Source organism: Rhodohalobacter sp., assembly GCF_034521535.1.
GTDB lineage: Bacteria > Bacteroidota > Rhodothermia > Balneolales > Balneolaceae > Rhodohalobacter.
Map to the genome: position 1 here is coordinate 58,655 of NZ_JAXHMF010000006.1, position 20,240 is coordinate 78,894.

Below are 20,240 nucleotides of genomic sequence, written 5' to 3' on the forward strand. Positions count from 1 at the left end.
AAAAAAGGGCGTCAGGCCGCTACAAGGCGTTCTATTTTTTTGAATAGGATGTTGTTTTCGAGGTGTACATGTTTGTGCAGATCTTCCTCGAATCCGGCCAGGTTTTGATACAGCACCTGGTACGTTTTACACGCGTCAGCCGGGGGAGTAAAATCATTACTCAGCTTCCGGATGCGCGCCATGAGCTGTCCGGCACCCTCATGATCATCAATCATTAATTTGAGCTGATGTTTAAGTTCATCCAGCTCCTCTTCGCTGATCTTTTCTCCGCGATCCTTCTTTTCAGAGACTTTTTTAATAAGTGGAAATACTGTCTCTTCTTCATCCGACAGATGTTCCAGAAGCTCGTTTGATAGTGAAGAGAACAGCTTAAAGATTTCAACGTTTTCCGGGTGACGTTCGCCATGAACCTTCACAACTTTAGCTGCGTACATTGGAATCTCACCGGTTTTTTGGCGGACGAACGTATGGTGTGTGTTCATGATATAATCAATCAAAAAAGATGTGTCCCAGTCGCTATAATTATCTCCGCTTGAATGATTTACCCATTGTATACTTTTCAGCTCTTCAGTGATGTCTTCAAGATCAATTCCCTGCTTCTCACAAACAACGCCAAGTGGCCGTCCGCCGCCACAGCAAAAATCGATACCGTGAGCTTTGAATACGCCTGCAGCGTGATAGTTATCGCTTACAATGTCACCGATTTTCTGTTTCGTGATGGGTGGCTGGTTTTCTTTAATCATTTGCATAATTCGTTTATTGATAATTTAGTATTGTGTCAATGTTAAGGTGACGGGTTAGTCATCGGATGAGTCTATCATGAATTCACTCATTCTATCGATACTGCTCGGTTTTAAGAAAAAACTCATCCGATGACTCTCTCGTTCTATCCTAAAGTTTGTACACGACTTAACATTTGTATGAACGTGTTAATTTTGGCTGGACCTACCTCTTTCAGACACAACCGGTAAATCCGGAATACAGTCTCACCTGCATCCCGGTAGGATCTGTATTCTACTTTACGCGGAGAATACCAACCATTCCCCCTTGATAATGTCCGGGAAAGGTGCAGATAAAGTCGTAGTCACCAGGTGTTTCAGGTACGGTGAATTCTATGGTTGACGTTTCCCCGCCACCAATCATTTCGGTATAGGCTACCAGCTGATCTTCGTAATCGGGAGCGATATATTCATTGTCCCTGGCGCCCATCGAGGCCATTACGAATGCATCTGTATCCATATCCTGTGGAAGGATGGCGATATTGTGAGACATTGCCTGGGGAGGCATGTTGCTTACTACCTTAAATACAAGCTTGATGGTTTCACCGGGACTGGCTTCAATCAGCGTTTTATCGTATTTAAGATTGTCCATTCCGGTCACCTCAACAGTTCGGACATCGTCTTTTATGTCGGTTGAATAAACCGGAAGTGCCAGAGTTAATGCAAAGAGTACTACTGCTGTTATTTTGATAAGTGTTTTCATTGGTTTGATATATTTAATTGTTATAAATGGTCGGTTTTAATGTTGTCTTGTTTGAAATAATTTTTCCAATATGTCCCATACGTTCATGAGGCATACAGAAGTAGTTGTACTCCCCGGCCTGCTTGATGGTCAAAAACCATGTGTCGCCGGCCGATAGAATACCTGAATCAAATGACTCCGCGTTTGGTGGTATGTTTAATTCTCTCCGGTTGTCGGGATGATACGCTGTAACCGTGTGCATGCCCTCAACAACTTCGAAGCGAACCGTGTCTCCCGGCCTGACCTGTACCTCTTTTGGCTCAAATCGTGAATCGGCATTTGTGCCAATCACTTTCACCGTTACTGTATCAGGCTTGATTGTTTGTACGTCCTGATCTCCGTTACCATAAGCCGGAAAGGTAGTGATCAGCATAAGTATTATTACAGTGATATGGAGCCTGCCTTTCCTCATTGCAGCTCAGATTTGAACAAGCCTTCAATGGCTGAAGTTGTATCGCCGAGATCGCCTGTTATTCCTTCATTCCTAACGGAAATTTTACCCTGCCCGTCAAGCACCGTGATGAGGTTTGAATGCTCAAAATGACCATCACTTCGCTCGCGATACTGCACGCCTAGCAGCATAGCAAGCTCTCGGATGTCCGACTGTTGAGCCGTCACGAAATTCCATCCGGGGATATCCAGCTGTTCGTATTCCGCATAGGCTTTCAACGCCTCAGGCGTATCGTTTTTATAATCAAAACTTACCGCCAGAACCTGCACGCGGTCACGGACCTGCTCCTCTATTTCGTTGTAGAGTTTCCATGTTCTCTGCATAAGCACCGGACACGTTCCCGTACACTGGCCGTAGAACATCACCACCATGAGCGGTTGCCCTTTATAATCGGCAAGGCGAATAGTTTCACCATCCTGGCTGGTCCACTCCGCGTTCATGTGGTAGAGCGATTCAGCGTGAAATGTTTTCGATGCCTCAAGACCTGAGTGATCCATCTTCATGGTATGCTGGGATGATGCAAGCAGCGGTAATATCATTAAGCCAGGTAAAAGAAACATAAACTTTAGAAGTTGCATGGTAAGTCCTCCGTTAGTAAGTGGATTGATTTGTAGGGTGATTTATCATCAGTGCTGACGATTTCCCTTTTGTGCTTTCTGCATTTTCGGTAGAATCGTACGCGCACCTGAACCCCAGCATTCCTGTGGTACTGGTTGGCTTGAAACTCATTCGCGTGATGTAGCGAATGGACATTGCGTAACCGTACATGGAGCTGCTTCCCTGCATGCGGCCGATGGTGCCGCAGTCGAGAGATAAGTCTGACGCAATGGGCGGCTTGAAATCCTCTACCCACTCCATTACCAGCCCAAAGAGATCTTTTACGCCGTACCTGTTTTCGATTCCCGTGCTGCCAACCGGCTGTGTTTGATTGGCATCTACAGCTGAATACCAGCCGATCAGTTTAGAACTGAACTTGTCAGCCTCCGCTGGTGTGTCGAAGTCCATCAGCTGTGCCGCGTATTCCCACTCATTTAGAGTCGGCAGACGCCCGCCTTTCGAGCCACAGTATGCGTTAGCAGCGTACCAGGACACGCGCGTAACCGGCAGATCAGCTTTCGATTCATCACCATAATCACCGTCATCACTCCAATGTTGCAGGTACCGATTTTCGGCATAGAGCGGCGGAATGTTTGATGATGTCCATCGGGGATTGTTCTGCACAAACTGCCTGTATTGACTGTTCGTGACAGCTGTTTCATCCATAACAAAAGACTCTACCTGGTGTGGCTCGCCCTCTACTTCGGGGAGAACCGAGTGGAAACTGCCGGCCGGAATGTTAACCCGGGACGACTGCGCCAAAGTAACTGCCGTCAGCTGAAATGCTAACAGCACAATCGGTAACAGGAGGAGTTTTTTGGATGCATCTTTCATGGAATTCTGATTTTAATCTTACAAATGCTTAAGACAATTAAGCCACCCCTCAATCGGGATGGCTTTATTTTTGTTGATCTATTGCTGGCGCGGACCGGCTTTAAGCGTTCCGGTTGCTCCTTTTTCAGCATCCGCAAATTCGTGGTCAATCAGTATATATTTACCCTCTTCCGGAACGATAAAGTCAATAGTTGCTGACCCTGATGCACCAAGAAGTACGGTTTGCATGCCGCGCATTTCGTTGAACGGATGGCCTTCAAGCCAGACGCGGTCAAAAATGGCGCCAATCACGTGGAAGCTCGATGTTCCGCTGGGTCCATTATTTGAGAAGTGGATTCTCACGCGTTCTCCGGCATTCGCTTCAAGCGGCTGATCGTGCAGGATTGTTTGGTGGCCGTTAAATACCACATGAGATGGATTTACATTTTGTGCCGCTTCAAAATCATACTGATACAAATCACCTGAGCCTTTTTTAAGGTAGTACTCGGATTGAACAACTACGTATTCCCGGTCTACTTCATAATCTGTTGGGTAACCTTCTTTGGGCGATACAACCACAACACCATGTTGTCCCATCGCAGTGTGCATCAAACACTGGGTGTACCACAGTGATAGATGTAAGTACCCGCATAGTTTGCGATCCAGTCAAATTTGATGGTTTCACCGGGCGCAATAGTTCGCCATTTATCGTCTTTGGCAACCGTTCCCGCGTGGAAATCCATGGAGTGCGGCATCGGCATTATACCGGGCTTGGCATCCATATAGTTATTTTCGGCAACCTGTTGCATATAAGGGCTTGACTCGCTTCCAGGCTCGGTAATTACCACTTCTTCGTCAGACCGGTTTTTCATGGTAAATGTAATCCGGTCGCCTTCTCTTACGTGCAATACAGGACCAGGCACAGTGCCCCCGAATGTCCACGCCCTGTAGCGAACGCCGTTGGCCACTTCAATTTCCTGTACCATAGCGTCCAGCCGGACTTCATGATGTTTATTTCCCTCGTAATTAAGAGGGGCAAGATTGGGTAGCTGGGTAAAATGTTCACCCACAACCGGCGGGCCGTCGTAGTCTTCCGTGAAGACTTCAGCTTCAGCCATTCCAAACTGTCATGCCATCCATTGTGTACTCTTGCGACTGAGCAAGCAGATTGTGTCCGCCAGTGAGAATTAAGAGCGTCATCAGTAGAGTTGATATTCTAAGTAAAGTTTTCATAATAGTTGGTTTGTTGTTAATAATATAAAAGACTCTTTTGTCTTAAATAGAGTTACTATATAGCTCCTCCGCGTTTTTCAAATTAATCAACAATTATGAATTTAAGATAAAGATGTCTTAAATATATTCTGCCACTCCCATACAGCTCAATACTAATCTGAGTTCGATTCATGATTAGCTCGATTGTGCATACCTAAAACCTCAGTGTCCATTAATAAAAAACAGAGAAAAAGTCTTCCGCCAGCTGGCGGAGAGATTTAGTGGGGTGTTCACTGGGTTTTGCGATTGGAGTTTCTACATTTGAGTGGACATGGAGTTAAGGTATATTGAGGCATCTAAATTATACAATAACAAATGGGTAAAAAGAAAACTCGAAAAAGCTACACTAAACAATATAAGCTTGATGTGATCCAACAGAGTTATCAGCGGGAGAACATCAGTGAACTGGCCTCGGAGCTTGGATTATCTCCAGCACTGATTTATAAATGGAGAGCAGCCTATGGGGCCGGATCCACAGATAGTTTTCCTGGAAAGGGCGTGGAGAAGCTTACTCCAGAACAATCGGAGGTGCGCCGCTTAAAGAATGAACTGGCAGAAACTCGCATGGAGCGTGATATCCTAAAAAAGGCAATTGGCATCTTCGGCAAGACAAGTGGGTAATCTTTCAGTTTATGGCAGATTATGCAGAGCAGTATCCCATATCGAAGATGTCTGACGTATTTAAGGTGAGCCGAAGCGGCTACTATAGCTGGCTGGGCCGAGACCCCTCCAAGCGTGCCAAACAGAACGAGCGTCTTAGGCGCCTGATCCACGAGGCCTGGCAGGACTCGGACAAGCTGTATGGCTCGCCAAGGATTTATAATCTGTTAAAAAAAGATGGCTGTACAGCCTCCAGGCCACGTATTGCCCGACTGATGGCCAAAATGGGCATTGCCAGCCGAATTCGGAAAAAGTGGATTAAAACCACGCATTCGACTCATGGATGGCCGGTGGCGGCGAACTTGCTGGACCGCAACTTTGCCCCGGAAGGACTTGGCCAGGTCTGGGTCAGCGACATTACCTACATTCGTGGCGAGAAGGGCTGGATGTATTTAACCACGGTGATGGATCTTGGCGACCGGCAAATTATCGGGTGGTCACTCAGCGGTGGAATGAGCGCAGAGGAAACCAGTATTGCAGCTTTTAAACAGGCGGCCATGCGGCGTCCACCTGGCAAACACCTGATTTTCCATTCCGATCGTGGTGTTCAATATGCGTGTGACTCCTTTACAAAGGTATTAGGCAAGCACAGGATCACCCAAAGCATGAGCCGGAAGGGAAACTGCTGGGATAATGCCCCGGCGGAAAGTTTCTTTAAAACGCTCAAGCACGAACTGGATATGCCGGATTACTTCCAAAGCTACCAGCAGGCCAGATCAGCTATCTTTGAGTTCATAGAAATCTGGTACAACAGAAAACGCCTGCACTCGGCACTTGATTACCAAAGCCCGGTGCAGGCCGAAGAAAACTTAAAACATAAATCAGCAGCATGACTACCTTAACTGATTGTCCACTTTTTTGTTGCAATTCCAATTTGCGATATTCTGATGAACATCCCCCTACCTCCCCTTTTTTAAGGGGGACTTTCAATAAATAATTTATTAATCGAACTCAGGTTACTACTTGATTTTGCTATAAAATGAGATACAAACCTGCCAAAATTCCCGGCACGACTGCCGCCGTAAGAAACAGGATCAACTTTATACTCTCTTTCCAGCCGGCGATGACCGCAAATATAAATCCTTTCACAAGTGTATTAGTAGCTGATGCAAGCACAATTCCCATCGACGCGACCTCATCGCTTAAATCGTCCTGTGCCATACGCGATCAGGAGACGGCGATGGCATCCACATCCATCAAACCGGAAGCTACAGACAGCAGATAAATGCCTTCGTCTCCAAACCACTCTTTCACGGCCTCGGAAAGCAGAAGAATTAAAGCGAGCAGAAAACCGAACCTAAGAGCAAGCCCGAGCTGAAACGGGTTCTTGATTTCAATCTGCTGATCGCTGCTATCTTCTCCTCCGCCTTTCACAAGAAACCAGTAGCCGCCAATTAAAATACCAATAAACATAAGCCCGAGCGGAATCCAAAGGTGCTGCAAAAGCACTCTGTGAACTATAAATACTTCAATTCCAACCCGCACAAACATAATGGATGAGGCTACTAATATTCCTCCCATAAAAAACATTTTCTGCTTGCTGAGTCTTGCAAATTGGGCCATACTGAAAGTGACAGCGGTAGACGACGCCAGCCCACCGGTAACAGCTGTTAAAAACGTGCCTTTCTTTTCGCCGGTAAACTTTATGGCAAAATATCCCACAAAAGAAATCCCGCTGATCAAAACCACCATCCACCAGATCCAGTAGGGATTGAGCGCATTGTAAGGGCCGTACCCCTGATCGGGCAAAAACGGCAGCAGGGCCACTGAAATGATGAGCAGTTTTATACCGGCATACAGTTCCTTTTGTTCAATAACCCTTAGCCAGCCATGCAATACCGGTTTATAGCCCAGTAGTGTAACAACCAGAATGGTGGCGGCCATGGCAATTACCGGTTGTCCGATCACGGCCCAGGCGGCAAGTGCAAACGTAAGCATCATGGTAAAGGCAGTAGTTGTGCCTACGTCCCTGTCTTGTTTTACATCCAGAATATGTGCTGCAATAATCAAGGCCGAAACTGCAATGAATGCAGAGGCCAGTACCCAATCGCTGAGCGTGTCCGACAGCAGCGCCCAAACGCCCCCAAGCAAGCCAATAATACTGAACGTTCGAATACCGGCAATGCGCTCGCCCTCCTCTTCTTCCCGTTCGCTCCACCCGCGTTCAATGCCCACCAGCAGGCCGATGGCAAGCGCCACCAATAGTTTCAGTTCAGTATGATTTGAAAAGTCCATTTGCTGATATGTGTTGATCGACAACTGTTTATGCTCCTTAAAGAAAGCAAATAACCGGCAATAGACGAAACGAAATCGACTCTGCCTTTTAGCTTCATCAGTTACCAGTTTGCTTGAAAAAGAGTCAGGCAGTGCAAATGCGATGTAGCTATCGCCGCCCGGCGTACCCAGTTTGGTTCCGCCGCATGCTACCACTATGTATTGCTTTCCATCCACTTCGTAGGTACTCGGCGTTGCAAAGCCAGCCGCCGGTAGTTCTGTTTCCCAAAGAAGCTCTCCGTTGGTCTTGTCGAACGCCCTGAACATTCCATCCTTGGTCCCCGCGACAAACAATAAGCCCCCTGCCGTTGCAACCGGCCCGCCATAATTTTCACTTCCGGTTGGCGGATCATCTTCTCCGCGAATCTCTTTATGATCACCCAGCGTAACGTTCCACAGATATTTTCCCGTATTCATATCAATCGCGCTCAGTGTGCCCCAGGGCGGACGGATAGCATGATACCCGTTACTGTCTAAAAATCGTGTATACCCGGAAATTTGGTAAGAAACTTCGGGATCTCACCGGGCTGAGTTTCACCTGTTTCTCTGTCGGCACCTTCCGCCGCCTCCTCTTCCCCGTAAAGAAAAGCGACCAATGCTTCCACCTCATCCTCCGAAAGCTGGCTGCCAAAGGCTGGCATCATATTTCTGCCATTTTCGATTACATTCTCCACAACGTCTCTGTCCAGCCTGCCATCAAGATTACGGAGTGAGGGATACCCGCTTTCGGGGCTCCCGGACCGATCGGAACGGTGACACGCCGTGCAATACTGAACATAAGTCCGCGCACCTAAACTTAAATCGGCTAACTCATCATCATCCATAGCCGGCTCCAGGCTAATCAGCCACGCCATCTGGTTGCTGTTTGCATACAATATTCCATCAGGATCTGCTGCGGCGCCACCCCATTCGCCGCCGCCGTCAAGTCCCGGGAAAATTATGGTTCCTTCTGCACTCAGAGGAGTAAACGGACCCTCAAAACGGCTTTTATTAAACGTTTCTATCAGCTCATCCCTGTTTTCTGCATATGGACTGATGTCGCCGCGCAGTTAACATCTGACGGGCATATGGTTCCGGTTTCACCGGGAAAGGCTGCGTGGGCCAGGCCTCTTCGCTGGATGTGTGAAGGAGGAACGGCCCGCTCTTCAATCTCAAATAGTGGTTCGCCGGTCTCCCGGTTGAAAAGAAAAACATATCCGTGTTTAGTGATCTGGGCAACGGCATCCACTTTTTGGCCATTACGTGTCACCGTTATCAGGTTTGGAGGGGCCGGCAGATCACGATCCAAAATATCGTGATGGACAAATTGAAAATGCCAGATTCGTTCACCTGTTTCGGCATTCAGTGCAATCAGGCTGTTTGCAAAAAGATTTGCCCCCTTCCGGTTACCACCATAAAAATCGAAGGCCGCCGAACCTGTAGGAACAAAAACTATTCCACGTTCGCGGTCAACCGACATTCCCGCCCAGTTATTAGCACCTCCTATTTTCGGGTGGTTATGTGCATCTTCCGGCCACGTCTCATAACCATGCTCGCCGGTCTGGGATCGTACGGAATACCCATTCAACCCTCCCCGTCTTAATATTAAATGCCTGGATGTGTCCATCGGCAGCGCCGGAACCTTCCCCAACCCGAAGCGGCATAATAATTTTGTCTTTATAATTCGTACCGGGAGTGGTTGACATCACCATCTTATCAGCAACATCCTCATCCAGCCCTGCTTTCAGGCTTACGCGCCCGCTATCTCCAAACGATTCGACAGGCTCACCGGTTGAAGCATGGAGGGCATAGAGCCATTCGTCGCGAGCAAATAATATTCTGCTGTCACCTCCCTCCTTCCAGTATACAACTCCCCGATTGCTGTTCAGCACATGGACATCGCCCCCTTCTTCGCTCCAATATTCTTCACCGGTGGCGGCATTGAGCGCAAACGGGCGGACGGTTGCCGTCATACCGTACAGCGTATCGTTTACAATAATCGGGTTGGTTTGAACCTGTCCCGTATCTCCGGTGTGATACTCCCAGGCGACCTCAAGTCGGGATACATTTTGCCGGTTTATTTGATCCAGTGTGCTGTACTGATTTCGATCGGGGCCTCCCTGGTATTCGAACCATTCTGCCCCCGATCCAAACGTTTCATCCGGCGAAGGCTTACACGCCCAAAAACTGGTTGCAAAAAATACAACTACAAGAAAAAAAGAGAGGATTCGATGCATTATCTGGAGTAAGGAAATTTAAAAACTTTAAATAGATGAAGATGTTGAAGACGAAATCTATAATATACATTTCGATATTTATTATCATCTTTCAATTCTGCAGATTGCATTATAAAATAATCCCCCACACAGTTCACAAGATGGTTATATAATCCGAACTAATTGTACCGTTATTTTTTTTCGTTGCGTTATCACTATCGTTATAAATTTTTTCTCAAATTTTATTCTTCCCATAAATGATTCCCTTTTCAGTCTTAGATCTCGCCATTGTCACCGAAGGCAGCACGCTTGCAGAATCGATTAAAAATAGCCGCAGACTTGCCGTTGAGGCTGAAAAAGCCGGTTACAAACGGTTCTGGATGGCAGAGCATCACAACATGGAGAACATCGCCAGCTCGGCAACATCGATACTTTTGGGGCATGTTGCCGAAGCTACGGAATCGATTCGCGTGGGCTCAGGCGGCATCATGCTTCCAAATCATTCGCCGCTGATTATTGCAGAGCAGTTCGGCACGCTGGCCACCATGTATCCCGGCCGGGTTGACCTTGGGCTTGGGCGCGCGCCGGGAACCGATCAAACCACGGCAAACGCCATACGGCCCGACCGGATGAACCAGGTGCAGCAGTTTCCACAAAATGTGAAGCTCCTTCAGAAATAATCTCATCCTGCTGAGAACAGAAACAGCAGCGTGCGGGCAATTCCCGGTGAGGGAACCGACATCCCGATCTGGATTCTCGGCTCCAGCACCGACAGCGCCTATCTTGCCGCCGAACTCGGTCTGCCCTACGCCTTTGCCAGTCACTTTGCCCCGCAGCAGCTGATGCCGGCGTTGCGTATTTACCGCGAGCGGTTCAAGCCATCCGATCAGCTTGAACAGCCCTATTTTATGCCCTGCATCAACATCATTGCGGCCGATACGGATGCCGAAGCGGAGTATCTCTCCACCTCCATGCTGCAGATGTTTATGGGCGTGGTGACCGGCGATCGCAAACCGATGCCGCCGCCCGTAGATGATATGAGCACGGTGTGGTCGCCCCAGCAGAAGATGATGGTGCAGCAGATGCTGGCCTGTTCGTTCATTGGAAGTAAAGCATCCGTGATGGCCGATCTCGAGCAATTCATCGATCAAACCAACGCCGACGAGCTGATGATCGCTTCGTACGTATACAACTTTGAACACCGGCTGAAATCACACCGGCTGATTGCGGAAGGGGTTGAGGTTTGATGTGATGGACTTCAATCTGATAGTCTGTAATTAAAGTTATTCCAGAATTTCAATGACCTTCAGAAATTCTGCGGGGCTATACACGGGTAGTTCGCTTTTTTTGAAATCCTTTTGATTCCTGGTAAGAATAGCGTCAAGATTAGCATGAATGGCCGACTGATGGATAACACCATCCTCATAATCGGCAAAATCACATCCAACGGCCTCTACCAACACTGCTCTGGTAATCGCTGCAATGTGAAAAATTTTTAGTATATCCATCACATATTGTTCAGCGTTTTCCGGGTTAAGGGATTTAGCCAGCAAATAATGAATCGTTGTGACGGTTGTACCACATAACCATCCTTCAATTTTTCCTTCCTCGGCTAACCCAACCGCTCGAGATGAGGCTTCAAAGAAAGGCTCCCGCTCCAGGAAGACGTCCAAAAGAACATTTGTATCAAAGAGAACTTTCATTTGAGATGTTTATCCTCTAAGTACGTTTTATAGTCCTCTTCTGTGACGTCAGTATTTTTTAAAATACCGACAAACGAAGCAGTAACAGGGGGCAATTTATTTTGAGACGTTGTTGATTTCGATTCAAGGAGAGAGAAATACTCAGCCACCATTTGGGACACTGAGGTGCCTTTTTGCCTGGCTCTTTCTTTTGCCCGTTTTATTAATGATTCTTCTAACCGGAGTGTGAGTTTGCTTTTCATAAGATGACGTATATAATTTATATAAATATACGTCAGGCAGCCAGAAGAAAGCAAGAAAAATCCACTTAGAAAAGAAACATCAGGTGCTGGATGACCAACTAATTGTGGTAATGAGTATGCAAGAACCGATCTTGAACAGTTCATCGAGCAAACCAACGCCGATGAGCTGATGATCGCTTCGTACGTATACAACTTTGAACAGCGGCTGAAATCACACCGGCTGATTGCGGAAGGGGTTGAGGTTTGATGTGCCGGACTTACTTCAAATAATATGTTTATCGTTTGATGTAGTTCTGATAAAACACCCATTCATGATGTGAAGCTATTTTGAACGGGCGGTGAATCAAACCCGTCAGCCCGCAACTACAGCGTGCAGACAGGGGTGATAATTGCCAGACGCTGTAGGCGTCAAACACATGCTCAGCCCGGGTAGGAGGTCGCTACCGGACCAACGTATTGTCACATCGGCAGAAAGACAACCTCCGCATTGTATCTATGCAGGGTCAAAACAAAACATGGAGGTTGTTCGAATGATTCGTATTTCCAAACTAATCGTAGTGCATTCCGAATAATTTTGACAACCTTTTCCTCTTCATACACTTGATAAACTAAACGATGCTGGGTGTTGATTCTTCTTGAAAAAGCCCCTTCCAAATTGCCAACCAATTTTTCATATGGAGGCATGCCACAAAGGGTCTTCCGAATAACATCGTGAAGCAGCTCTTCAATTTTTGATTGTAATCCCGATGAAGCAGCTTTCCCGGCATCCTTTTCCGCTTGCCTGGTATAAACTCAAGTTTATAGGTACTCACCAGTCAAGCTCTCCTTCCGGTATCTTCCAGTGGAGTGTTCAGATCCTTCAACACGATTGATTTGCATACGAGAAATTGATGTGAGGTAAAGCGTTTCATGAATAGACCGCCAATCTTCTTCGCTAATTAAAATCGCATTGGACCGCTTTCCTGTAATCTGGATGGGTTTATGAGTCTCTGATGCCTCATCAAGCAATCGATAAATATCCTTTCGGGCTTGTGTTGCTGTTAGTGTTTATGATTTGATTACTTGGTCAATTAATAGATTCAGATATTATTTAAATCCTCTCTTTGGCTTCTCAAATGTAAACATCATTAGCAGCAGTACGTTCGTTTTCAGCTCCATCCCCTGTATTTACCACGCCTTTGGGTTCAATCAACAACAATTTCACCTCGTTTTCAGCGTGAGGTTTGTGTTCAACGCCTTTAGGTACAACAAACATTTCGCCTTCTTTTAAGCTAACGACCCCATCCCGAAAATCAATGAGGAGATTGCCTTCTAATACAATGAATGTTTCATCCGTATCCTGATGGCTATGCCACACAAAATCTCCCTTTATTTTTACGAGTTTAAATTGGTAGTCATTCATTTCGGCAATGACTTTAGGTGCCCATTGCTCATCAAATAGATTAAATTTTTTCTCGAAGTTTATGGCTTCATATTTCATCATGTATCTTTTTTGTATGCGGTATTAACGGACTGGCAGTTGTGCTTCCGGACGAATAATTTTGAAGTCGAGCAACCAATGCAAACCCATCAGCAGGAATTGCATGTAATACCCACAGGTTTTAAGTTCGAGATTTCCAATATCCTGGATTGCGCCTTAAGTCCATAACAGCAAATATTGTAATCTGATCTTCTTCAACTGAATAGATAATCCCATAGGGAAAGCGCGACACTAAAAATCTTCGTTCAGTTTTCGTGATTTTCGTTCCTGAATCTGCATACTGCTCGATTACAACCAGCACTTTTTCTACTTCATCAATAAAATCATCCCCAAGGCCAACAACTTGTTCCTCATAATATTCAGCTGCTTCAAAAAATTCTTTTCTGGCTTCTGAGTGAAATTTAATATTCACTTTTGAGGCGGTTTCTTGCTTCATTTAAAACATCCGATGCAGAATGAAGGGAAGCCTCACCAGATTTAAGCGACTCTTTTCTTTTTTGAACTTCATCAATCCATGCCTGTTCGATATCCGGATCAATTTTGCCATGAATGCTTTGCAACAATTTGTCAGCCAGACGTGCTTTATCCTTTTTGTTCAGATTCAGAGCTGAATTTTCAATCTCTTTTAAATCGGTGATCATAGGAAAAGTGTTTAGTTTACCTGAATGTAATTATTAACGATGAAAACCGGAAGAAATTAGATTTTTTGGTAGTGGGTTATCGGCTCTTGGCTTGTGCTCCCAGCCCGTAAACTTGTAATTCGACTCCGAAGCCAAAACTGGTAAGCATCAAGCCAGTTTTAGCATACCTGTTTATAATTTGTCATAATCTTCTGGTTCCACATCAGGAACTTGATCCATAATGTGTCTAAAATTCTGCTTGCTTGCCTTTTCTGCCCGTTCTTTAAGGTAATCTACTGTTAACAAGCCCGACATTTTCTCAGACACCGCCAGGGTGATAAACTGGTTCATAGAAACACTTTCTGGTTCAGCGAGTTCCTTTATTTTTTATGTAACAATTCGGGTAATCGAATGCTTAATGTACTCATGGTTATCCTGTATGATTGGAGAAATTCTTTTACAGTCGCCAGCTTAATGTCAAATTTATCAACGCCCTGAAAATCAGCTTTGTTATACGTTACAATATATTTGCAATTGGCTCTCACCGCTAATTCAAGGATCATATAATCTTCAGTATCCTTCAAATTCATCTACAAGCTTACCGCTTTTCGGATGGCCTGCTAAATAGCCTACCCGATTGAATGCCTCTCGAACCAAATTTTTAGCCGCCGCTGGGTTATCTAAAGAAATATAATCGGCAATTTCATCAAGCTCCTGAAGAGCAGGTTCGGTCCAAATTATTCGAGCCATCGCGCCATGCGCTTTTTGGCATCTGCATGCGAGACAACGCGATCTTCAAGAATAGCCTTTTCACCCCTGGCTAAGCCTTCCAGCAGTTTTAATTTCTTTTGAATCTGTTCGAAATGATCGACGTCAACCAGGTAAGCAGATGGTTTTCCATGCTCTGTTATCAATATCGGCTCTTTTTCTTCTCTGAGCTCCTTTAAGAGTTTTGTTGCCTGGCGCTTGAGTGTTGTAACAAGTTCTGTTTTCATAGTGATACTATAGTACTACTTTTTAAAATTTTGACAACTCTCTTATCTATTGGCATAACATTCGATACACAACATCTACACACTGATGCGAAGCGTTGTGGCAGAATATACGATTTCCGGTGTTGTTTGCAGCTATTCCGTAATCCAGAAGACATTTCGCGGCTCCAAACTATCATCGGTAGTCGCAGATTTTGGAAAAAACGACAAGATTTTATTTCAAGGAAATGAAGACCGGGGGCTCCAACGCCGGTCTTCCCTCCACACCCTTAAATTCTGGTTGTTATCCATTAATAAATTCCAACATTGGGACCATCGGTAGAGTGAACCACCATTTCATTGATAATAAACTGGAGATTTATGAAACGTTTGATTTTAATTACAGTACTTTTCTACGGAATCTTGGTGTAGAATCTGTGGTGGCACAGTCCGGTAATGGTATTCTTTCGGCAGGCCAACAAATTGAAGCAGCCGTTAGCGCGGTATCAGAACCTATGCGTAAAGGCGCTGGGTTCTGGGATCTGATACCTCTGGCGAGATAACTACCTGCGCGAAGGTTCAAACGAACTGGTCTGCCTGGCCGATGACCCCGCAGATGACCGGTTCCACGTAGCGTGCTACCACCAGGACCTTGAACCGTTTATGGCACGCGGCCGTGAACTCAAAGCGGAAGGGCACTCAACAGATGAAGTCCGTGAGATTCGCGAGCAGGAAATTAAAGAAGGAACACTCCCGATGCCCGAAAAACCGATGTCGCTCTACTCTCTCACCGGTGATGCTGACGCCTGGGATTACGAAACCGGTACAGACTGCAATCTGCGCGTCCGCTTTATGTGGTTTATGTTCCTTATGCAACCGTTGAATCTACCGGCATCTCCGCAACTCCCGCCAGCGAGGGAGCGCCGTGGCTGATGAATCCCGGCAAGCCATGGGCACATATTATGGTGGGAACGGGCCGGACTGTAGGTGAGAAAGGGCAGGATTGATACATCTGCTACAGTTCATCAATGGATCTTTACGCTCGAATTTATTAATCAGCCCCGGGCCACTCATCTCATTTTAGAACACAAAGCGATATGTAAAATAAATTTCCGGATGGGTTCGGCCCGGAATATTACCCACAACAAACCAGATCTTCACTAACGAGCTCCGCCTTGCATAACATCCGGTTTTGGATGAAAACTTTCCGCCTTCAACACATGGCTGTTAATCCCTTTCCCGGCTTTCACGTACGGCTGTATTGCAGACCATCATCTAAACCTGCCATCAAGCAATGCTGATGTATCTACAGTAATAATCATAATTCTACGTAACAATTGTACAAGTTATACTGAAATTGTCAAGTAGATGTTAATTTAAAGTCTAATTAGTCTTAATATTTATATTTTTGATATGTGGTAAAGCGAATTATTTAAACCATAAACGCCACTTAATTCGACCGAGCACGATTTATATCTATCAATAAAAGAGTTTTTATCTTATTTAGATTGCATACCTTTCATATTGTTTTACCCACCGATTTAATTCTTATTCAACGATATGCTTCAACACCAATTTCATATTCCGGTTATGGGAACCGGCCACTCTATCGACAGTCCCATTCGCGTTGCTCATCTTGGTATCAGTTCTGTTATGTCAGTAGTTGACGATTTGCTTTGTGAAAAAATCCGAAAGTATTACGCCGGGACGTTCAATCTCCCCTATCAAAATATCCCGCGATCAGCTGCAGACGGCAGAGCAGAGCGAATCACCGCCTACCTTGATACCGTTGCGGATATCGTATCATCCAAATTTGAAGAGCTCAAAAATGCTCCTCTGTTCGAAGATTCTGAAAAGGACCGGTACTTCAGCTTGCTGCCTGACGGCAACCCTCTGAAAACAATCTATCATCAGATTTCATCATTAAATGATGCGGACGAACGGAAAAAATGGATCGACGAGCTTACCGCTCGTATGACGCCCGGTTCAATCGATGTAAACATTATGGCCAAAGTGGATGCGCTGAGAACGGATAAGGACGATCAGCCAATGAGTTCTGAATTTAGTGATGCCAGCGCGGCGCTGCGTGGGTATGCAAATAGTAAACTCTCATCCTCCGGGCTGGTACTGTCTGCTGGATTTAATCCGAGGCTGTATGGCTATCTTTCCGAATTCAACGATTTTTACCGTGATGCTTCCGGACAGATCAAAAAACAAATTATCCTGAAGGTAAGTGATTTTCGATCGGCCCTGATCCAGGGGAAATTTTTAGCCAAAAAAGGACTTGAAGTTGCTGAGTTCCGCATTGAGTCCGGCCTGAACTGCGGCGGACACGCATTTGCGTCCGACGGCCACCTGATGCCGGTACTGCCTGCAGGAGTTCCGGGAGAAGCGGGAACAGCTTGTGGAAACCTTTCAGCCCGATGGTACAAAGTTTTTATGAAACGATCGAGATGGGACTACCCCGAACTGTCTGCCGAAGAGATCAAACCAAAAATAACGGTACAGGGGGGAATTGGCACAAACGGTGAAATGCGCAGGCTGCTGGAAGATTTTGAAATGGACGGCACCGGGTGGGGAAGCCCATTCCTGCTTGTACCTGAAGCTACCTGTGTGGATGAATTTACTTCTAAAGTACTGGCAAGTGCCGGTGAAAGGGAGCTGTATCTGAGTAACGTTTCACCGCTGGGCGTTCCGTTTAACAACGTTCGGGGATCAGGTTCTGAAATCCATAAAAAGGAATTGATCGCCAAAGGGAAACCGGGATCCAAATGCCCGAAAGGATTTTTGGTTTCCAATACGGAGTTTACCGAAAGTCCGATTTGTACTGCCTCTTCCCAGTACCAGCTTTTGAAAATCAATTCCATTCAGGAGAGTGATTTTTCTGATGATGACAAAGAGAAGCAAAAGAACAAGGTTATGGAAAAGACCTGTCTCTGCACCAATCTCGGCACGGGTTCACTGATCCGCCTCGGAATCATGAAACCAAGCTATGGCCGCCAGGCAATCTGTCCGGGCCCAAATATCGCATGGTTCAACCGGGAATATTCGCTTGAAGAGATGGTGGATCATATCTACGGACGCAGTGAATCCCTGGTGCCGGATGAGCGCCCACACATGTTTGCCAAGGAGCTGGTGATGTATGTGGATTATGTGAGTGAACTGTCGTTGCTAACCGACCCTGAAGATTCCGGCTGGAAGAAGTTGCTTAAGATGAAGAAGAACCTGGAACAGGGAATGGATCACTGTATGGAGATAGCGAACGGCACCGCATATCCCGGTGAAAACCTTGCATCACTTCGTGAAACAGTTACCGTTCAGCGGGAAAAGCTGAATGAAATTTCCCACGCGAATATGCTAACGCCGAATTGTATTTTTATTACTGTCAGCACTGACCGGATCTGACAGCGTTGATATTCATTTATGTGAGTTGACATGTGGTCTTCAAAACCCATAGTCCTGTTTCAAATCGTTCCTGACGCCGGAGGCGTATCCTGTTTATAGATATAAATGATGCCAAGTAAATGGAACCCGAGGCTTAAAATGCGTTATCATCCAAAATGTAATCGAAGGGTCGGGCCTGAATTGTGGGTCATGCACAATTGGTCATAGGACCTGCCGACAACCACTCTCCGGCTGCTTTTGAATGATTTGATGCGGAGGTTTGATGAATCAACTACGCACGGTTTCTATAAACAGAATGCTCCTTCTTTAAAGGCGTGGAAGCAGACCTATATCAATCTGAGCACCGATCGATCCTACAGGTTCAAGATCCTGGCGTGATGACGACGATCTTACGCTGACAGAAACCGGCAAAAGCCCAAGGAATCGGTACCAGAAAACATTGGCGCCGGAATGCTGTCGACCGCAACAGATGAAGCCTTTCAGAACCTCGACCGTGACGATAAAATCATCGAACATGGATGTCGCAATGCCTTTTGAAAGATCCAGAAGCGGGATGAAAGTGTAACGGCTGCAGAGTCACAATTCAAACCTATCAAAGCGGCGGGGGAGAATTCCCAGCGAAATAATGAGTGCTGAGGCGCAGGCCGGCGAGAGGCTGACCGAAAGTAGAATCATCATAAATGATCTTTAAAAAAACTGTTTCAACACAATGGCAGGATTGCGATCCTCACCTTCCGCAGCATACAGCAGCGCCAATCTGCCACCGGAGCCATCAATCAGCTCATATGAGTTCTTGCTCTTTCGCAGCCAATTCTCCTTTATACCGGCGGCTGAACTCCTCAAACTTTTCGGTATCGTGATCAAACCATTTTCTCAAGTCAGTGGACGGCGGTACCTTTTTGTTCCACTCATCCAGTTGTGCTGCTTCTTCCATACCCCTCTCGGCCAAAGCCGGTCTACCAGCACACGGTAGCCATCAACATCGTGAGATGGTTCCTGGAAATTTGCTTAATCTGAATATCGACAGTTGACAATCCATTTCATCGGTAGTCAGAGGCCGCATGCGTAAAGGCCGGCACCGGCGCAAACTCAACCTCCCAAGGGCTTTTCAAAACCTGGAGGCCTTACCAGACCACCCTCATACGTCAATACACGCCCCCAGCAGGCTCTTTCGTACCCCAAGTACCGCGGCGCAGCGTTTCGAGCTGGACATATCCCGGCTGCGACCCAGACGAATAAATTCACTTCGGGCCCGTAGTTCTTCATATACCAGGCAAATACCTCGGGATCGGCAGCTTCAAACATCAGCTTCTCCAGACCTATCTCGTCGATGAAATCCGCCTGGGACATTCGGTTCTCCAGGGGATCGGCGTTTTCGGTAATGCCTTCCGATTCAATCGCGAATCTGATAAGCTCCGGCTTCCAGAAAACGTTTGGTCTGTTTGCAACTGGCATAGCCGGTATCAAGCGTTCCTCTTCGCTCTCCAGTTCGCCTTCTCCTGGCCGTATCGCCTCCGGCACCAAACTGAATACCGATTTCGGGCTTGGCTTTCAGGCCGGCTTTCTGAACTTTTTCAATCAGCCGCAGCCAGTCATCGGTGGGGAGGGGCAATGCAACCCGGCCGATAGTTCGATGATGTCAAAACCGTAATCTTTGCAGGTGTCGATGTATCGATCCACGCCTCTCTTCCCTGGATGAGAACATATTCCGCATAAAGTCGCGCGGTAGAAGAACCAGGCAGCGACTCGTAGCCGTGCGGCAAGTGTCGAATTGAGCCACAAGTAACACTTTTCCCGGGCAATTCAGCGAAAACGATCCGCCGGAAAATTTCAGAGCGTCCACGTGTTCGCCCATCGTGTTCCATGATATCCTGCAGGCAGTCGGCTTGCCCATCACTGCGTAATAAGGGCCGCGAAATTCCCGGCGATTCCTGTTTCTCCTGCGTCCGTGTCTTGTTCGTTCTCGTCTAAAAAATCAAAGGTTTTTTCCTGCGTCATAACAATCCCCATTTATTTTTAAAATTTACGACCGTTTT

29 protein-coding genes and 3 pseudogenes are annotated in these 20,240 nt (G+C 46.4%); 6 read left to right on the forward strand and 26 right to left on the reverse strand.

The features are described 5' to 3' along the window. Positions 1–11: 11 nt before the first annotated feature. The 8 genes from ric to U5K35_RS12565 all read right to left on the reverse strand — a co-directional run bounded on the left by ric (position 12) and on the right by U5K35_RS12565 (position 4,615). Positions 12–743, reverse strand: a complete 732-nt coding sequence (gene ric / locus U5K35_RS12530) for an iron-sulfur cluster repair di-iron protein (RefSeq protein WP_322571832.1) — start codon at positions 741–743, stop codon at positions 12–14. Positions 744–1,014: 271 nt separating this feature from the next. Beyond that, the gene (locus tag U5K35_RS12535; RefSeq protein WP_322571833.1) at positions 1,015–1,482 is read right to left on the reverse strand and encodes a plastocyanin/azurin family copper-binding protein; all 468 of its coding nucleotides are present in this window, start codon (positions 1,480–1,482) and stop codon (positions 1,015–1,017) included. 13 nt (positions 1,483–1,495) lie between these two features. Further along, a complete protein-coding gene (locus tag U5K35_RS12540) occupies positions 1,496–1,933 on the reverse strand; it encodes a cupredoxin domain-containing protein (RefSeq protein ID WP_322571834.1) in 438 nt (145 codons plus the stop codon). Further along, on the reverse strand, positions 1,930–2,532 hold the full coding sequence (locus U5K35_RS12545; protein WP_322571835.1) for an SCO family protein: 603 nt from the start codon (positions 2,530–2,532) through the stop codon (positions 1,930–1,932). Before U5K35_RS12545 ends, U5K35_RS12540 begins: the two co-directional genes overlap by 4 nt. Before the next feature lie 31 nt (positions 2,533–2,563). Further along, entirely contained in the window at positions 2,564–3,403 is an 840-nt protein-coding gene (locus U5K35_RS12550; RefSeq protein WP_322571836.1) for a formylglycine-generating enzyme family protein, read from the reverse strand. A 78-nt stretch (positions 3,404–3,481) separates the two neighbouring features. Beyond that, positions 3,482–3,994 carry a hypothetical protein gene (locus U5K35_RS12555; protein ID WP_322571837.1) on the reverse strand — a complete coding sequence of 171 codons (513 nt, stop codon included), beginning with the start codon at positions 3,992–3,994 and terminating at the stop codon, positions 3,482–3,484. Further along, entirely contained in the window at positions 3,991–4,500 is a 510-nt protein-coding gene (locus U5K35_RS12560) for a multicopper oxidase domain-containing protein (protein WP_322571838.1), read from the reverse strand. The genes U5K35_RS12555 and U5K35_RS12560 overlap by 4 nt, the downstream gene beginning before the upstream one ends. Beyond that, positions 4,493–4,615 carry a hypothetical protein gene (locus U5K35_RS12565; RefSeq protein ID WP_322571839.1) on the reverse strand — a complete coding sequence of 41 codons (123 nt, stop codon included), beginning with the start codon at positions 4,613–4,615 and terminating at the stop codon, positions 4,493–4,495. Before U5K35_RS12565 ends, U5K35_RS12560 begins: the two co-directional genes overlap by 8 nt. 354 nt (positions 4,616–4,969) lie before the next feature. Here U5K35_RS12565 and U5K35_RS12570 point away from each other — a divergent pair, with 354 nt between their 5' ends. Both U5K35_RS12570 and U5K35_RS12575 read left to right on the forward strand, forming a co-directional pair. Next, positions 4,970–5,275, forward strand: a complete 306-nt coding sequence (locus U5K35_RS12570; protein ID WP_322571840.1) for a transposase — start codon at positions 4,970–4,972, stop codon at positions 5,273–5,275. Positions 5,276–5,286: 11 nt separating this feature from the next. Next, a complete protein-coding gene (locus U5K35_RS12575; RefSeq protein WP_322571841.1) occupies positions 5,287–6,147 on the forward strand; it encodes an IS3 family transposase in 861 nt (286 codons plus the stop codon). Positions 6,148–6,286: 139 nt separating this feature from the next. Here U5K35_RS12575 and U5K35_RS12580 read toward each other — a convergent pair whose 3' ends face one another. From U5K35_RS12580 to U5K35_RS12600, 5 genes are all read right to left on the reverse strand, one after another. After that, positions 6,287–6,475, reverse strand: a complete 189-nt coding sequence (locus tag U5K35_RS12580; RefSeq protein ID WP_322571842.1) for a hypothetical protein — start codon at positions 6,473–6,475, stop codon at positions 6,287–6,289. Between the two features lie 6 nt (positions 6,476–6,481). Beyond that, positions 6,482–8,005: a DUF4010 domain-containing protein gene (locus U5K35_RS12585; RefSeq protein WP_416221636.1), complete on the reverse strand. Its 1,524-nt coding sequence runs from the start codon at positions 8,003–8,005 to the stop codon at positions 6,482–6,484. A gap of 56 nt (positions 8,006–8,061) precedes the next feature. Continuing rightward, complete coding sequence (locus U5K35_RS12590) at positions 8,062–8,442, reverse strand: cytochrome c (RefSeq protein WP_322571843.1); 381 nt, start codon at positions 8,440–8,442, stop codon at positions 8,062–8,064. A 149-nt stretch (positions 8,443–8,591) separates the two neighbouring features. Further along, positions 8,592–9,155: a hypothetical protein gene (locus tag U5K35_RS12595; protein ID WP_322571844.1), complete on the reverse strand. Its 564-nt coding sequence runs from the start codon at positions 9,153–9,155 to the stop codon at positions 8,592–8,594. Beyond that, positions 9,109–9,804 (reverse strand): hypothetical protein, encoded by a 696-nt coding sequence (locus tag U5K35_RS12600; protein ID WP_322571845.1) that lies wholly within the window; start codon positions 9,802–9,804, stop codon positions 9,109–9,111. The genes U5K35_RS12595 and U5K35_RS12600 overlap by 47 nt, the downstream gene beginning before the upstream one ends. A gap of 236 nt (positions 9,805–10,040) precedes the next feature. Here U5K35_RS12600 and U5K35_RS12605 point away from each other — a divergent pair. Then, positions 10,041–11,030, forward strand: a pseudogene (locus U5K35_RS12605) (LLM class flavin-dependent oxidoreductase). A gap of 36 nt (positions 11,031–11,066) precedes the next feature. On the opposite strand, the gene U5K35_RS12610 reads toward U5K35_RS12605, so the two are convergent. From U5K35_RS12610 to U5K35_RS12650, 10 genes and pseudogenes are all read right to left on the reverse strand, one after another. Further along, positions 11,067–11,486 carry a PIN domain-containing protein gene (locus U5K35_RS12610; RefSeq protein ID WP_322571846.1) on the reverse strand — a complete coding sequence of 140 codons (420 nt, stop codon included), beginning with the start codon at positions 11,484–11,486 and terminating at the stop codon, positions 11,067–11,069. Further along, a complete protein-coding gene (locus tag U5K35_RS12615) occupies positions 11,483–12,037 on the reverse strand; it encodes a DUF6364 family protein (RefSeq protein ID WP_322571847.1) in 555 nt (184 codons plus the stop codon). Before U5K35_RS12615 ends, U5K35_RS12610 begins: the two co-directional genes overlap by 4 nt. A 255-nt stretch (positions 12,038–12,292) precedes the next feature. Continuing rightward, positions 12,293–12,520 (reverse strand): annotated as a pseudogene (locus tag U5K35_RS12620) (Txe/YoeB family addiction module toxin); the annotation flags it as partial. A 6-nt stretch (positions 12,521–12,526) separates the two neighbouring features. Beyond that, positions 12,527–12,736: a type II toxin-antitoxin system Phd/YefM family antitoxin gene (locus U5K35_RS19760; protein WP_416221637.1), complete on the reverse strand. Its 210-nt coding sequence runs from the start codon at positions 12,734–12,736 to the stop codon at positions 12,527–12,529. A gap of 103 nt (positions 12,737–12,839) precedes the next feature. Continuing rightward, entirely contained in the window at positions 12,840–13,208 is a 369-nt protein-coding gene (locus U5K35_RS12625) for a cupin domain-containing protein (RefSeq protein ID WP_416221647.1), read from the reverse strand. Between the two features lie 121 nt (positions 13,209–13,329). Then, the gene (locus tag U5K35_RS12630; protein ID WP_322571849.1) at positions 13,330–13,620 is read right to left on the reverse strand and encodes a type II toxin-antitoxin system RelE/ParE family toxin; all 291 of its coding nucleotides are present in this window, start codon (positions 13,618–13,620) and stop codon (positions 13,330–13,332) included. Continuing rightward, positions 13,610–13,849, reverse strand: a complete 240-nt coding sequence (locus U5K35_RS12635; RefSeq protein WP_322571850.1) for an addiction module protein — start codon at positions 13,847–13,849, stop codon at positions 13,610–13,612. Before U5K35_RS12635 ends, U5K35_RS12630 begins: the two co-directional genes overlap by 11 nt. Positions 13,850–14,020: 171 nt before the next feature. After that, a complete protein-coding gene (locus U5K35_RS12640; protein ID WP_322571851.1) occupies positions 14,021–14,179 on the reverse strand; it encodes a hypothetical protein in 159 nt (52 codons plus the stop codon). A gap of 219 nt (positions 14,180–14,398) precedes the next feature. Then, positions 14,399–14,578, reverse strand: a complete 180-nt coding sequence (locus U5K35_RS12645; RefSeq protein ID WP_322571852.1) for a type II toxin-antitoxin system RelE/ParE family toxin — start codon at positions 14,576–14,578, stop codon at positions 14,399–14,401. After that, on the reverse strand, positions 14,566–14,823 hold the full coding sequence (locus U5K35_RS12650; protein WP_322571853.1) for a type II toxin-antitoxin system Phd/YefM family antitoxin: 258 nt from the start codon (positions 14,821–14,823) through the stop codon (positions 14,566–14,568). The genes U5K35_RS12645 and U5K35_RS12650 overlap by 13 nt, the downstream gene beginning before the upstream one ends. Before the next feature lie 191 nt (positions 14,824–15,014). On the opposite strand from U5K35_RS12650, the gene U5K35_RS12655 reads away from it, so the two are divergent. From U5K35_RS12655 to U5K35_RS12665, 3 genes are all read left to right on the forward strand, one after another. Next, positions 15,015–15,362: a hypothetical protein gene (locus U5K35_RS12655; protein ID WP_322571854.1), complete on the forward strand. Its 348-nt coding sequence runs from the start codon at positions 15,015–15,017 to the stop codon at positions 15,360–15,362. A 100-nt stretch (positions 15,363–15,462) separates the two neighbouring features. Beyond that, positions 15,463–15,732, forward strand: coding sequence for a hypothetical protein (locus U5K35_RS12660; protein WP_322571855.1), 270 nt, complete (start codon positions 15,463–15,465; stop codon positions 15,730–15,732). A 627-nt stretch (positions 15,733–16,359) separates the two neighbouring features. Beyond that, positions 16,360–18,204 (forward strand): hypothetical protein, encoded by a 1,845-nt coding sequence (locus U5K35_RS12665; protein ID WP_322571856.1) that lies wholly within the window; start codon positions 16,360–16,362, stop codon positions 18,202–18,204. A gap of 781 nt (positions 18,205–18,985) precedes the next feature. On the opposite strand, the pseudogene U5K35_RS12670 reads toward U5K35_RS12665, so the two are convergent. From U5K35_RS12670 to U5K35_RS12675, 3 genes and pseudogenes are all read right to left on the reverse strand, one after another. Next, positions 18,986–19,170 (reverse strand): annotated as a pseudogene (locus U5K35_RS12670) (DUF488 domain-containing protein). 123 nt (positions 19,171–19,293) lie between these two features. Then, entirely contained in the window at positions 19,294–19,659 is a 366-nt protein-coding gene (locus tag U5K35_RS19765; protein WP_416221638.1) for a phosphosulfolactate synthase, read from the reverse strand. Beyond that, a complete protein-coding gene (locus tag U5K35_RS12675; protein WP_322571858.1) occupies positions 19,598–19,816 on the reverse strand; it encodes a phosphosulfolactate synthase in 219 nt (72 codons plus the stop codon). The genes U5K35_RS19765 and U5K35_RS12675 overlap by 62 nt, the downstream gene beginning before the upstream one ends. Positions 19,817–20,240 lie beyond the last annotated feature (424 nt).

Bases quoted from the DNA above. Each gene is read 5' to 3' on its own strand.
- ric (WP_322571832.1), bottom strand. From the start codon at position 743: ATGATTAAAGAAAACCAGCCACCCATCACGAAACAGAAAATCGGTGAC.
- U5K35_RS12535 (WP_322571833.1), bottom strand. From the start codon at position 1,482: ATGAAAACACTTATCAAAATAACAGCAGTAGTACTCTTTGCATTAACT.
- U5K35_RS12540 (WP_322571834.1), bottom strand. From the start codon at position 1,933: ATGAGGAAAGGCAGGCTCCATATCACTGTAATAATACTTATGCTGATC.
- U5K35_RS12545 (WP_322571835.1), bottom strand. From the start codon at position 2,532: ATGTTTCTTTTACCTGGCTTAATGATATTACCGCTGCTTGCATCATCC.
- U5K35_RS12550 (WP_322571836.1), bottom strand. From the start codon at position 3,403: ATGAAAGATGCATCCAAAAAACTCCTCCTGTTACCGATTGTGCTGTTA.
- U5K35_RS12560 (WP_322571838.1), bottom strand. From the start codon at position 4,500: ATGGCTGAAGCTGAAGTCTTCACGGAAGACTACGACGGCCCGCCGGTT.
- U5K35_RS12565 (WP_322571839.1), bottom strand. From the start codon at position 4,615: ATGAAAACTTTACTTAGAATATCAACTCTACTGATGACGCTCTTAATT.
- U5K35_RS12570 (WP_322571840.1), top strand. From the start codon at position 4,970: ATGGGTAAAAAGAAAACTCGAAAAAGCTACACTAAACAATATAAGCTT.
- U5K35_RS12575 (WP_322571841.1), top strand. From the start codon at position 5,287: ATGGCAGATTATGCAGAGCAGTATCCCATATCGAAGATGTCTGACGTA.
- U5K35_RS12580 (WP_322571842.1), bottom strand. From the start codon at position 6,475: ATGGCACAGGACGATTTAAGCGATGAGGTCGCGTCGATGGGAATTGTG.
- U5K35_RS12585 (WP_416221636.1), bottom strand. From the start codon at position 8,005: ATGAATACGGGAAAATATCTGTGGAACGTTACGCTGGGTGATCATAAA.
- U5K35_RS12590 (WP_322571843.1), bottom strand. From the start codon at position 8,442: ATGGCGTGGCTGATTAGCCTGGAGCCGGCTATGGATGATGATGAGTTA.
- U5K35_RS12600 (WP_322571845.1), bottom strand. From the start codon at position 9,804: ATGCATCGAATCCTCTCTTTTTTTCTTGTAGTTGTATTTTTTGCAACC.
- U5K35_RS12610 (WP_322571846.1), bottom strand. From the start codon at position 11,486: ATGAAAGTTCTCTTTGATACAAATGTTCTTTTGGACGTCTTCCTGGAG.
- U5K35_RS12615 (WP_322571847.1), bottom strand. From the start codon at position 12,037: ATGGGTGTTTTATCAGAACTACATCAAACGATAAACATATTATTTGAA.
- U5K35_RS12625 (WP_416221647.1), bottom strand. From the start codon at position 13,208: ATGAAATATGAAGCCATAAACTTCGAGAAAAAATTTAATCTATTTGAT.
- U5K35_RS12635 (WP_322571850.1), bottom strand. From the start codon at position 13,849: ATGATCACCGATTTAAAAGAGATTGAAAATTCAGCTCTGAATCTGAAC.
- U5K35_RS12640 (WP_322571851.1), bottom strand. From the start codon at position 14,179: ATGAACCAGTTTATCACCCTGGCGGTGTCTGAGAAAATGTCGGGCTTG.
- U5K35_RS12645 (WP_322571852.1), bottom strand. From the start codon at position 14,578: ATGGCTCGAATAATTTGGACCGAACCTGCTCTTCAGGAGCTTGATGAA.
- U5K35_RS12650 (WP_322571853.1), bottom strand. From the start codon at position 14,823: ATGAAAACAGAACTTGTTACAACACTCAAGCGCCAGGCAACAAAACTC.
- U5K35_RS12660 (WP_322571855.1), top strand. From the start codon at position 15,463: ATGGCACGCGGCCGTGAACTCAAAGCGGAAGGGCACTCAACAGATGAA.
- U5K35_RS12665 (WP_322571856.1), top strand. From the start codon at position 16,360: ATGCTTCAACACCAATTTCATATTCCGGTTATGGGAACCGGCCACTCT.
- U5K35_RS19765 (WP_416221638.1), bottom strand. From the start codon at position 19,659: ATGCCAGTTGCAAACAGACCAAACGTTTTCTGGAAGCCGGAGCTTATC.